This window comes from Thermoflexus sp. (genome assembly GCF_042408815.1).
Classification (GTDB): Bacteria; Chloroflexota; Anaerolineae; order Thermoflexales; family Thermoflexaceae; genus Thermoflexus.
The window spans coordinates 48,646-60,944 of the sequence record NZ_JBHOQR010000029.1; the positions used below are offsets into that span (position 1 = coordinate 48,646).

Below are 12,299 nucleotides of genomic sequence, written 5' to 3' on the forward strand. Positions count from 1 at the left end.
TTCCTTGAATCCGGGCTCGCGCTTCGATAGGGTGCATTGCATACTGGATTCAAAGCGGGACGCGCAAGGAGGTAGGAGGAAATGCCCACCCGGGAGGATGCGTGGGCGCTGGTTTGCGAGTTCACCCAGAGTGAGAACCTTCGCCGTCATATGCTGGCGGTGGAAGCGGCGATGCGGGCATATGCCCGCCACTTCGGAGAGGATGAAGAATCATGGGGGATTGTCGGTCTGCTGCACGATTTCGACTATGAGCGCTATCCTCAGGTAGCCCCGGATGGCCACCCCAATCAGGGGGCCCGGATCCTCCGGGAGCGGGGCTGGCCGGAGGATATTATCCGATCGATCCTCTCCCATGCCACGGAGGTCACCGGGGTCCCCCGCGTTACCCTTCGGGATAAGGCTTTGTTCGCCGTCGACGAGCTCACAGGCCTGATCACCGCCGTGGCCCTGGTCCGGCCGGATCGTAGCCTTTACAGTGTGACGGTGGATTCGGTATTTAAAAAGTGGAAGGATAAACGGTTCGCCGCGGGGGTGAACCGCGCCGATATCGAGCGCGGGGCAGCGGAGCTGGGCGTTCCCTTGGATCAGCATGTGGCCATCGTGTTGCAGGCGATGCAGGGGATCGCCCCGATTCTCGGCCTGGATGGTTCCTCCCGATGACGGAAACCCGTCCTGCTGGTCCCTTTCGTCGGTGCCCGCGATGCGGGATGCCGGTCTCCCGTCGGTCCCGCACCTGCTGGCGCTGCGGGGCCGATCTCACATGGCCTTCTGAAATCCCAGAGCCAGAGCCGGAGCCACCCACTCCCTGGCGGTCTGCCTTGCTGGGGGCCGCGTTGGTTCTCCTGATCCTGGCAGGAGGAAGCTGGTGGGTCCTCGGGATGGCCCGGGCAGCGCTGACCCGCCCAACGCCCACGCCGACCTGGACATCCACGCCCACTCGGACGTCCCCTCCCACCTTCACGCCGACCCCTACCTGGACCCCCACGCCGATCCCTCCGCTCCAGCACCAGGTCCAGGCTGGGGAAACTCTTTCGGATATCGCCATGCGTTACGGGGTCCCGGTGGAGGCGATCCGTCAGCTGAATAACCTTTCCGGGGATCTCATTGTAGTCGGGCAGATGCTGCTGGTTCCGGTTTACACGCCCACACCGATCCTGGCGACGCCGACCTTACCACCCGGGGTCACTCCCTCTCCGACGCCGCGACCCGATAAAATCGTTCATGTGGTTCAGCCGGGGGAGACGCTGCTGGCGATCGCCCAGCGATATGGGGTCTCCCTGCAGGCGATCCAGGCGGCGAACGGGATCGCAAACCCGGAGCGGATCCAGGCAGGCCAGACCCTGTTGATCCCGCTGGCCACGCCCACCCCGGCGCCGGGCCCGACCCCGACGCTGACGCCCACGCCGGAACCTACCTATCCGCCGCCGCCGTTGCTGTATCCACCGGATGGGGCCCAGGTCGAAGGACTGGGGCTGCCGGTGCTGCTCCAGTGGGTCTCGATCGGGCGGCTGGAGGTGGGGGAATGGTATGAGGTGCGGCTGTTCCGGGAGGATGGCGCAGAGATCGGGAAATTCCGCACGCGATCGACGGCTTGGCATGTCCCAGCGACCATGCTTCAAGCAGCGGTCGGCGAGGACGCTGCCTTCTACACCTTCCGCTGGACCGTCCAGGTTGTGCGCCGGGTGGTCGAGCCGGATGGGGCAGTGCGCTTTATCCCCGCCGGCCCCGCGTCCGCGCGGACCTTCCGGTGGCGTGCCGGCGAGCCATCTCCCGCGCCCACGCGATGAACGACTTCTCTATTCAGCCGTGAGCTTTCTTCGCGATGGAGTGTTCGGGAAGATCATTTCCCTTAGCTCCGAAGGAGAGCCCCATGCCTTTTGCGGATAAGCTGCTGACATGTGAGAAATGCGGGCGTCCCTTTGTGTTCACTGTTACCGAACAGCGGCGCATGGTGGAAGCCGGTCAGCCGCTGGTCGAGCCGACCATGTGCCCCCGATGCCGCGCCGAGGCGGCTAAACCGAAGCGGAAGCTGGAGCCTGGGCAGGTCTATGAAGGCCGGGTGAAGTGGTTCAACCCGGAGAAAGGCTATGGGTTCATCCGCTGTGAGGACGGCACGGAGATCTTCTTCCATCGGACCGGCATCGCTCGCCCCGGGCTGATCCTGGAGGCGAATCAGCCGGTGACGTTCGAGGTCGAGATCACTCCGAAGGGGCCCCAGGCCATTCGGGTGACGCCCGTTCCCGATCCGGCGGCCTCTCTCCCGGAATCCAAATCCTCCACCCCGTCAGCAGGGTAGGAAGCAACCGTGAAGGAATGGTCTCGATCCCCCATTCACGGAGGGGCGGATGCAGAGATCGGGCCAGGGGATGGCCTGGCGCTCTCCATCATGAAGACCCTTCCCTGGGGTGTGAAGGGGAAGGGGTGAGCGATGGATCGGGAACGCCTTTATCGAACCGAGGCCATTGTGCTCCGGGGATCGGATTTCGGGGAAGCGGATCGTCTGCTCACCCTGCTGACGCCGGAGTTTGGGAAGCTCCGGGTGCTGGCCAAGGGCGTGCGGAAGATCCGGAGCCGGAAAGCCGGACACCTGGAGCGGTTCATGCGGACGTCCTTGCTCCTGGCCCGGGGGCGGGAGCTGGATGTGATCAGCCAGGCGGAGGTGATCGCCGCCCACCCCCGTCTGCGGGAGGATCTGATCCGCAGCGCAATGGCCCATTATGTGGCGGAGCTGGCGGAGATCTTCGCTCCCGAGGGGGAGGAGAGTCGGGCGCTGTATCGATTGCTGGCAGAGACGCTGGATCGGCTGGACACAGAGGAGGAGCTCCAGCGGAGCCTTCGTTATTATGAGCTCCATCTCCTGGAGATCGCGGGGTTCCGCCCCCAGGTGGAATTCTGTGTGGGGTGCGGGGAACCCCTCCGGGAGGAGCGCGGGCCCTACGGCTTCGACCCCCCACGGGGAGGCGTCCTCTGTCCCCGATGTGCCCCGCGATTCCCCGCGGCCCGTTCTCTGAGCCGTCGGGCCCTCAAGGCGATGCGCTTTGCGCTCCGAAGTCCTTACCCCGCCTTCCGGGACGCCCCTTTTAGCCTGCAGACGCTCCAGGAGATCGGGGAGCTGGTGGGTCGACACTTCCTGGCCATCCTGGAGCGCCGACCTCGTTCCCTGGCCTTCCTCAGCGAGCTTACCCGCGAGTCCCTGGCGGGGGGCAAGCTCAGCGCGCCAGAGGATCAGCCATAGACACCCCCTCCCCCGGTCACCCGCGACTGGCTAGCGGTAACGGCATGGCCCCGCCTGCACCGTTTCACGGTGAGGTTTTGCAGGATTCTTCCTCAAAGATTTAGAATGAGGAACGCCGCTCCTTTGCGAATCGGCGCTGCAGATTCCCAGCTCGAAAAAAGATCTTCTCTCATCTTTCATTCGCTGTGGCCCACTGGGCTTCGAGGAGGGCCCTTCGGTCACCCGGATGGAAGTCGAACGGCGGATATGGATGGATGGAAAAGCCATGGTCAGGAGGGGAGGGCTATGGCGGCGCGCACGGTTTACATGGATCATTCGGCGACCACCCCGGTGGACCCACGGGTGGTGGAGGCGATGCTGCCGTATTTCACGGAGATCTATGGGAACTCCGCCTCCATCCATCGCTTTGGGCGGGCGGCGGCGAAGGCGCTGGAGGAGAGCCGCCGCACGGTGGCGGCCATCCTGGGCTGTCATCCGATGGAGATCGTGTTCACTGGATCGGGGACCGAAAGCGACAATCTGGCCCTGCGTGGGGTGGCCTTCGCGCAGCGTCGGGCGGGCCGGGGGAATCATCTTATCGTCTCTTCGGTGGAGCATCATGCGGTGCTCAACACCGCCCGCCAGCTGGAGGAAGTCTTTGGCTTCGAGGTTACCTACCTGCCTGTGGATGAATATGGCATGGTGAACCCCGACGATGTGGGCCGGGCGATCCGGAAGGACACGGTGCTCATCAGTGTAATGTATGCCAACAATGAGGTGGGGACGATCCAGCCGATTGCGGAGATCGCCCGGATTGCCCGCGCCAAAGGCATCCCTTTCCATACCGATGCGGTGCAAGCAGGTGGGATGCTGGATCTGGATGTGAACCGGCTGGGCGTGGATTTGATGACCCTCTCCGCTCACAAGTTTTACGGCCCGAAAGGGGTGGGGGTCCTTTATATCCGTCAGGGGACGCCCTATCTTCCGACGATCACGGGCGGTGGGCATGAGCGAGGTCGACGGGCTGGAACCGTGAACGTGGCCGGGATCGTCGGGCTGGCCACGGCCCTGCGCCTGGCCCAGGAAAGCCGCGAGAGCGAGAATGCCCGGCTCCGACGGCTGCGGGACCGCCTGATCCAGGGGATTCTGGAGCGGGTGCCGGACGCCCGCCTCACAGGCCATCCCACGGAGCGCCTGCCGCATCACGCGAGCTTTGTCTTCAAGGGGATTAACGGAGAGGAGCTTCTGCTGGCCCTGGATGTGGAGGGGATCGCCGCCAGCACGGGATCGGCCTGCACGAGCGGCCGGGCAGAGCCCTCCGAGGTGCTGGTGGCGATGGGTCTGCCCCACGATTGGGCCATCGGCTCCCTCCGGCTCACTCTGGGGAAGTCCAGCACTGATGCGGACATCGACTATGTTCTGGACGTCCTCCCTCGGGCTGTCGCCCGGCTGCGGGAGATGCAGGCGGTGGAAGTGTGAGAGGCGGAGCAAGCCCCGCCCGGTCCTCAGGGATCAAGGGAAGGCACGATGGGCGCCGCATATCCTCTGACAACCATAACGGACCTTCACCTTTGGGGCTCGATTGGCGGGTGGAGGGGGAGTGGCTCTTGTCCAGAAGCTGGCGATGCCAGGGGAAGGGTGGGAGGACGTGGAAAGGAGCGGGATGACGCGCGTGGTGGTGGCAATGAGCGGCGGCGTGGATAGCAGCGTCGCCGCCGCCCTGCTGGTGGAGCAGGGCTATGAGGTGATCGGGATCATGCTGCGCCTATGGGGCGAGGGCGAGGGAGCCGGCGCCTCGACCAATCGTTGCTGCACCCTGGAGGATATGGAGCTGGCCTATCGGGTGGCCGATCACCTCGGCATTCCTTTTTATGTACTGAACGTCGCGGATTTCTTTAAGAAGACCGTGGTGGATTTCTTCATCGCTGAATACATAGCTGGGCGCACGCCGAACCCATGCCTGCGCTGCAACCGGCTGGTCCGCTTCGATTGGTTGTTGCGGCGGGCGCTGGCCCTGGGGGCGGAGTATCTCGCCACCGGGCACTATGCCCGGGTCCGTGCGGTGAATGGCCGCTATCAGCTATTGCGCGGGGTGGATCCCCGCAAGGACCAGTCCTATGTCCTGGCGGTGCTGGGGCAGGGGGAGTTGCGCCATGCCATGTTTCCGGTGGGCGGCTACACCAAGGAGGAAGTTCGGGCCCTGGCCCGGCGCTTCGGCCTCCCGGTGGCGGAGAAGCCGGAGAGTCAGGATCTCTGTTTCCTGGCGGAGGGGGATTATCGGGCTTTCCTGCGGCGGCATGCCCCGGAGGCCCTGCGGCCCGGTCCGATCCAGGATACCCAGGGCCGGATCCTGGGGGAGCATCAGGGGCTGGCCTTCTACACCATTGGCCAGCGCCGGGGGCTGGGGATCGCCGCAGGGGTTCCTCTGTATGTGGTGGACCTGGATCCGGTGGAGAACGCAGTGATTGTGGGGACAGCCGAGGAGCTGGACCGCCGGTCCTGTCTGCTGGAAGGGGTCCACTTTGTGAGCGGGGAGTTCCCCTCCGCGCCCTTCCGGGCCACGGTGAAGGTCCGGTATCGGGCACGGGAGGTCCCGGCGTGGATCATCCCGATGCCGGATCGTCAGGCGCGGGTGGTATTGGATGAGCCCATCCGGGGCCTCACCCCAGGGCAGGCCGCCGTGATGTATGAGGGCGAGGTCGTCCTGGGACTGGGGATCATTATGCGAACGGAGCGGGAGCCTCCGCCCGAGGTCATGGAGATCCTTTCGGTTTCGGTTGCCGGTTCAGCGGGGAAGCTGGGATAGGGCGGGGCTCCCGCATCTGCCTGTAGACCCTGGCAGCCACCCATAGCAAGAGGGATTTCGCCCCAACGCTCTCGTCGCCGCGAAAGCCGCTCCCACCGGGCCGGGTCGCCCCCATAGTCGCCACGTCGATGGGCGGTTCGAGTTTTCTGATACAAACGGGAACGGAGCGCTAAAACCCCTCCAGCCGGCTGAGATCCGCGATCCCCGTAGTGAGATCGGCCACCGCCTGGAGGAGAGCTAGGCGGTTGCGGCGGATGATTTCCTCCTCGTGCATGACCAGCACGTCCTCAAAGAAGCGATCGATCACCGGGGCCAGACTCTCCAGCGCGGCGATCAGATCCTCCACCGGGCCATCCGGTCGCACCTGCCTTCGCGCGGTTTGCACGGCCTCCCACAAGGCGCGTTCGGCTTCTTCCCGGAAGGCGGCTGGATCCACCTCCGAAGCGGGCAGGCTTCCCTCGCTTTCGGCCTTGCGCAGGATCCGCACGCATCGGCTGTAGGACGTGAGCAGGCGAGTCCAGTCGGACCGTTGCACCGCCTGCTGCAGGCCGGCTGTGGTCTCCGCGGCCCACGCTGGATCATCCCCTCGAGCCGCCAGGACCGCCTCAATCACATCATAGCGATACCCGGCTTCCTGAAGGGCAGCCCGCTGCCGGCCGATCACAAAGGATCGGACGTCCTCTAGGATTTCAGAGCTCACGGGTACCGGCTGGATGGCCGCTGCGGCGGTCATCGCCCTGGAAAGGGAGAACCGCAGACGGTGGGCCGTGAGGATCTGGATCAGGCCGGAGGCCGCCCGACGCAGGCCGTAAGGGTCTGCGGACCCGGAGGGGGCGAGCCCCACAGCGAACAGCCCAACCAGGGAATCCAAGCGGTCCGTGATCCCCAGGGCGATCCCCGGCCGGGTCTGGGGCAGGGCATCCCCTGCGAAACGGGGGAGGTAGTGTTCGAAGATCGCCACCGCCACCGCCTCGGGCTCCCCCCATCGCCGGGCGTATTCCCGCCCGATCACTCCCTGCAGCTCTGTGAACTCGATCACCATCTGAGTGGCCAGATCCGCCTTGCAAAGATGGGCGGCTCGGGCCAAAACGTGCATCTCTTCCTCATTCAGGCCCAGCAGGGCTCCGATCGAAGGCGCAAGGGCCTCCAGGCGGCGCGTTTTATCCAGCATGGAGCCGAGCTGCTCCTGGAATGTGAGGGTGGCCAGGCGAGGGAGGAAAGTCTCCAGGGGCTGGCGGGTGTCGTGTTCATAGAAATAAGCAGCGTCCGCGAAGCGGGCCCGCAGCACCGCCTCGTTGCCCTGGCGCACTCGATCCAGCCCGCGCCGGCCGCCGTTGCGGACGGCGAGGAAATAAGGCAGCAGTTGGCCATTCGGGCCCAGGATCGGGAAATAGCGCTGGTGTTTGCGCATCACCGTGATCAGCACTTCCCCGGGCAGTTGCAACGCCTCCTCATCGAAACGCCCTCGCAACACCGTGGGGGTTTCCACCAGATTTCCCACCTCGGCCAGCAACTCGGGGTCCTCTGGCACCCTTCCCCCAACCTCCGCCGCAAGCCGCTCCAGATCCCTTCGGATCCGCGCTCGCCGTTCCTCCGGATCGATCAGGATGCGAGCCCGGCGCATGGCGGGGAAGTAATCCGCAGCCTGCTCCAGGCGGATCGTGGGCGAGCCCCGGGGACGGGAGCCACGGGTTTCGCGGCCGCTGGAAACCCCCGCGTAGGTGAAGGGGATCACCTCGCGACCATAGAGGGCGACCAGCCAGCGGATGGGCCGGGAGAAAGCGACCCCGCTCCCGTTCCAGCGCATGCTCAGCTCGAACTTCAGGCTGGCGATCAGCCGGGGAAGCAGTTCCGTTAGGACCGCCGGGGTGGGCTGCCCCTCGGTGCGTCGGACCACACCGACATAACGGCCTTCCGGGAGCTCTCGCACGGCGAGGGCCTCCACCGGGACGCCCTGGGAACGGGCAAAGCCGAGGGCCGCCGGGGTGGGTCGGCCTTCCCTATCGAAGGCCACATGGGCAGGCGGCCCTTTCACCCATGTCTCCACAGGCCGTGTGCGGGGTTGAAGACGATGAACATAAAGTACCAGGCGGCGCGGCGTGCCGTGGACTTCCAGGGCTTCGTATTCCAGTTGCGCCTCCGCGAACATCACGGGGGCGTTCTCGGAAAGCTGGGACAGCGCCGTTTCCAGATCCCGGGCGGGGAGCTCCTCGGTTCCGATTTCCAGAAGGAAATCCTCCGCTGTTTCAACGATCGGCAGGGCCGGCATCGGTGCCGGGGCGGGAGGGGGGAGCGTTTTCCTCATGAAAGGGTGACCCAGGCGCTCCCGCTGTTGCAGGTAGAGCAGGGCGACCTGGCGGGCCAGATCGCGCATGCGAGCGAAGTAGCGAGCGCGCTCGGTGACCCCGATCGCCCCCCGGGCGTCGAGCAGGTTGAACGTGTGGGAGCAGCGGAGGACGTAATCGTGGGCTGGGATCACCAGGCCGCGGGCGATACAGGCGCGGGCCTCTGCCTCGTAATGCTGATACAGCTCCCGCAGCCGCTCGATATCCGCTAGCTCGAAGTTGTAAATACAGTGCTCGATCTCCGAAGGCTTCAGGATCTCCCCGTAGGTGTGCGTTCCGTCCCAGTCCAGATCCCAGACGGAGGACACGCCCTGAAGGTAGAGCGCGATGCGCTCCAGGCCGTAGGTGATCTCCACCGCCACCGGATCGAGGGGCAGGCCTCCCGCCTGCTGGAAATAGGTGAACTGGGTGATCTCCATGCCATCCAGCCAGACCTCCCAGCCGAGCCCCCAGGCCCCCAGGGCGGGAGACTCCCAATTGTCTTCCACGAACCGGATGTCGTGGCGGCGGAAGTCGATCCCCAAGGCGCGCAGGCTCTCCAGATAGAGCTCCTGAGGATTGCCGGGGTCCGGCTTCAGGATTACCTGGAATTGATGGTGCAGCTGCATGCGGTTCGGGTTCTCGGCGTAGCGGCCGTCGGCGGGGCGATAGGAGGGCTCTACGTAGGCCACGCGCCAGGGCTCAGGGCCCAGCACCCGCAACACGGTAGCCGGGTTCATCGTCCCGGCCCCCACCTTCTCGCTATAGGGCTGCCAGATCAGACAGCCCTGTTCCGCCCAGAACTCTTGTAGCCGGAGGATGATCTCCTGGAACGATAGAGGACGTCGTGGCGCCATCGCCTTTCCCTCAGAAAAGGATGTGGGCGCGCCGGGCGCGCCCACATCCCATTATCGCATGGGGCCAGATGATGGGGACCCGGGCTCAGGGATGTTCTCCGAACTCCCGCCGCAGCTGCTCCGCCGCCTGGCGGATGGCCTGAAGCTTGCGGAAGGCCACCTCCGGAGTGGCCACCGGGCGCTCCGCAAAGGTTCCGAAGCCACAATCCGGGTTTAGAAAGATCTGCGAGGGCTCGAAGTAGTTCAGAGCCGCCTTCACCCGGGCGATGATGAACTCAGGGGATTCCACTTCCGCGGTGCGGGGGTTAACAACCCCCAGGCCCAACTCGCGCTTCTGCCGGCACTCCCGGAAAACCTCCAGGTCGCCGGCCCGCGGGGTGGCGAATTCCAGCACCCATTGCTGCACCCGCATGGCCTCCAGGGTACCCAGCAGCGGCCGGTAATCTCCAGTGAGCAACACCTCCTCCCGCGTGGTCCAGTTCCCCCGGCAGATGTGAACGCCGATCCGGACCCCTTCCACGCCCAGGACGACGCGGTTGATCAGCTGGGCAGCCCAGGCCAGCTCCATCTGAGGATCCTCTGCCGCCGCCGAGAGGGAGGCGCACATGAAGGTGCGGCTGTGGACCGGGGGCTGGAACACCACCTCGGTCAGCACCGGCTCATCCAGTTGGATGAAGGCGGCCCCGGCGTCCCGCAGGCGCAGGATCTCCTCCCGCAGGATCGTCACCACATCCTGAGCCAGGTCCTCCCGGGTGGGATACACCCGATCTGAGAGGCCCTGCACCCACATGGTGCGGGTGAGCAGGTAAGGCCCGGGGAGCGGGATCTTGACCGGCCGGTCGGTGTGCCGACGCAGAAACTCCAGCTCGTCCAGGGCCAGCGGCATCTTCAGGCGGATCTTATCCACGGCCACCGGGGTCTTGATGGCGTAGGCCGGCACATCCAGCTGGCGGAGGATCTGCTCGAAGAAGGATTTGTCCTCCGCGTAGTCATACATCTCGGCTACGCTCATCATGCGGACCCCTTCGAGCTTCTCAACGACAAAGGAGTAGAAGTTATCCCGGCGCTGTTCGCCGTCGCTGACGATCTCCACGCCGGCCTCGATCTGGGCTTGGAGGGCCTCCAGGACGGCCCGATCTGCAATCTCCTGAAATTCTTTGTAAGAGAGCTGGCCCGCATGGCGTTTTCGCAGGGCTTCGAGCAACCACGAGGGCCGTGGCCAGCTCCCCACGACGGTCACCGGAAAGAGAGGCAATCCGTTGCGCGCCATCGTTCCCTCCATAGAGCAGATCAGGATCGTTGATCGGGGCCCGAAGGCCCCGGTTTTCCGCCTCAGCAAGGCATCCCGCCCCGGGATCCCGAAAGGCCTTCTTCCGATTCAGGCGAATACCGGAACCACCACCCGGAGACCGTGGCGATCTCCGTCCGCAGAGCAACGGGACGCGCAAAGGTGTTTCCGACCGGCGAGGTGGCGACCGTTTCTTCCCACAGGGCCTGAAGGGTTCCCTCATCGGCGTCCGCATCCACGTAGGCCTTGACGATCACTTCCCGGTAGCCGGGCTGTCCTTCCCCTTCGAATCCCAGGAAGCGGAGCAGGTTGTCAATTCGGCCTTCCAGGGCGACCTCCAGGTTCCTCACTGTGATGCCGCGGCGGGTAGCATGGAAGATGAAGCCCAGCCCCAGGCAGGCGCCCAGGGCGCCCAGGACGTATTCCAGGGCGCTCAGGCCGGCTTCCCGCCCCGAACGGTCTACCGACTCATCGACCGGGAAGGACTGGTTGCGGATGTAAACCCGACCCCGCAATCCTTCCTCCCAGCGGAAGCGCGCCCAGCGCTGGGACTGAATCGCCTCGGGGTGAGATCGGACCTCTTCGAGCAGCTGCCGCAGTGTTTCCACGTCCACGCCGTTCAGCACAGTGCCCATGTCGGTTGCCTCCAATGACATGGATGGGAGTGGGAAAGAGCCTCCGGGTTCAGGCGGCCGCCGCCCGGCGAAGCTCCGGCCGCAGGTTCACCGACCGGGCCAGGGTGTTGCCTACCGGGGAAGTCCGGACGGTCTCCTCCCACACGGATTGAAGGGTCTCCTCATCCGCGTCGGCGTCCACATAGGCTTTCACCGCGATCTCCCGATAGCCGGGATGCCCTTCGGAGCTCAGGCCCAGAAAGGTCAGGATGTTGTCGATCTCCCCCTCTAGGGCGATCTCCAGGTTGCGGATGGGAATCCCTCGCTTGGTGGCATTCAGAACGAAGCCCACGGTGAGGCAGGCTCCCAGGGCGCCCAGCACATATTCTACGGCGTTGGGAGCCTCATCCTGGCCCACCAGGTCGGCGGGCTCATCAATCACAAAGGAGTGATTGCGAATATATGCGCGTCCCTTGAACCCGCCCAGCCAGCGCACCCGCGCCACCCAGCGGTTAAGCGCGCGAGCGGCCTCCGGATCTGCTCCCACCTGAGCCGACAGTTGTTGCAGCTGTTCCACATCCAGGCCGTTCAGTATCGCTCCCATGGGAACTTCCTCCTGGAAACGGAGTCTTGGGTTGCTGGATAAAGGGGGGAGGAAAGATCGACAGGTAGAGGAATGCGGGGGTCGGAAAGGGAAAGGCCAGCCGATCCGGGGATCGGTGGGATCAACCCCCTCCGGACCCCCGCGGCGGACACCTGCAATTCGAAGGCAGAATCCCAAGCGGATAGATCCCCGACATGCCTATCCCCTCCAGATAGCGAGGCGTTCCGGCTGGCAATAATCATTATACTACCTGAAGGGAGCGATCCAGGCCTGGGAAGGTTGGGCGCCTGTCTTCGGGATGGGAGGATCCAATGGGGATCCGGCTGGACTTGCTGCATGGGGTGACGGATGAGGAGCTGCGGGAGCTGTTGGAGCGGAACCCGGGGTATCCATTCGAGCGCACCGCCGACGGGAGACTGAGCGTGCCCCTCCCGGCCTGGAAAGCGGGCGACGCGGCGGGGAGGTTTTTGGGCAGCTTCGGGAGTGGAATCGGCGGACTGGTCTGGGGGTGGAGTTTGATTCCTCGACGGGTTTTCGGCTTCCGGACGGCTCGTTGTTTTCCCCGGAGGCTTCGTGGGAGGCGCTGCGCCCG

Annotated in this window: 10 protein-coding genes and 1 pseudogene; 7 read left to right on the forward strand and 4 right to left on the reverse strand. The window is 65.1% G+C overall.

Annotated features, from left to right (window positions below):
• Positions 1 to 81: 81 nt before the first annotated feature.
• The 6 genes from ACFMO3_RS10655 to mnmA all read left to right on the forward strand — a co-directional run bounded on the left by ACFMO3_RS10655 (position 82) and on the right by mnmA (position 6,020).
• Entirely contained in the window at positions 82 to 660 is a 579-nt protein-coding gene (locus ACFMO3_RS10655; RefSeq protein WP_376790387.1) for an HDIG domain-containing metalloprotein, read from the forward strand.
• Positions 657 to 1,787 carry a LysM peptidoglycan-binding domain-containing protein gene (locus ACFMO3_RS10660; RefSeq protein ID WP_376790388.1) on the forward strand — a complete coding sequence of 377 codons (1,131 nt, stop codon included), beginning with the start codon at positions 657 to 659 and terminating at the stop codon, positions 1,785 to 1,787. The genes ACFMO3_RS10655 and ACFMO3_RS10660 overlap by 4 nt, the downstream gene beginning before the upstream one ends.
• 83 nt (positions 1,788 to 1,870) lie before the next feature.
• Entirely contained in the window at positions 1,871 to 2,296 is a 426-nt protein-coding gene (locus ACFMO3_RS10665) for a cold shock domain-containing protein (RefSeq protein WP_376790389.1), read from the forward strand.
• Between the two features lie 132 nt (positions 2,297 to 2,428).
• Entirely contained in the window at positions 2,429 to 3,235 is an 807-nt protein-coding gene (gene recO / locus ACFMO3_RS10670) for a DNA repair protein RecO (RefSeq protein WP_376790390.1), read from the forward strand.
• Positions 3,236 to 3,520: 285 nt separating this feature from the next.
• Positions 3,521 to 4,693, forward strand: a complete 1,173-nt coding sequence (locus tag ACFMO3_RS10675; protein ID WP_376790391.1) for a cysteine desulfurase family protein — start codon at positions 3,521 to 3,523, stop codon at positions 4,691 to 4,693.
• A gap of 145 nt (positions 4,694 to 4,838) precedes the next feature.
• On the forward strand, positions 4,839 to 6,020 hold the full coding sequence (gene mnmA, locus ACFMO3_RS10680; protein WP_376790398.1) for a tRNA 2-thiouridine(34) synthase MnmA: 1,182 nt from the start codon (positions 4,839 to 4,841) through the stop codon (positions 6,018 to 6,020).
• 169 nt (positions 6,021 to 6,189) lie between these two features.
• Here mnmA and glyS read toward each other — a convergent pair whose 3' ends face one another.
• The 4 genes from glyS to ACFMO3_RS10700 form a co-directional block, all read right to left on the reverse strand.
• A complete protein-coding gene (gene glyS / locus ACFMO3_RS10685; RefSeq protein ID WP_376790392.1) occupies positions 6,190 to 9,201 on the reverse strand; it encodes a glycine--tRNA ligase subunit beta in 3,012 nt (1,003 codons plus the stop codon).
• 85 nt (positions 9,202 to 9,286) lie between these two features.
• The gene (locus tag ACFMO3_RS10690) at positions 9,287 to 10,471 is read right to left on the reverse strand and encodes a vitamin-B12 independent methionine synthase (protein ID WP_376790393.1); all 1,185 of its coding nucleotides are present in this window, start codon (positions 10,469 to 10,471) and stop codon (positions 9,287 to 9,289) included.
• Between the two features lie 62 nt (positions 10,472 to 10,533).
• A complete protein-coding gene (locus tag ACFMO3_RS10695; protein ID WP_376790394.1) occupies positions 10,534 to 11,124 on the reverse strand; it encodes an OsmC family protein in 591 nt (196 codons plus the stop codon).
• Between the two features lie 49 nt (positions 11,125 to 11,173).
• A complete protein-coding gene (locus ACFMO3_RS10700) occupies positions 11,174 to 11,707 on the reverse strand; it encodes an OsmC family protein (RefSeq protein WP_376790395.1) in 534 nt (177 codons plus the stop codon).
• 436 nt (positions 11,708 to 12,143) lie between these two features.
• On the opposite strand from ACFMO3_RS10700, the pseudogene ACFMO3_RS10705 reads away from it, so the two are divergent.
• Positions 12,144 to 12,299: pseudogene (locus ACFMO3_RS10705) on the forward strand (Uma2 family endonuclease); the annotation flags it as partial.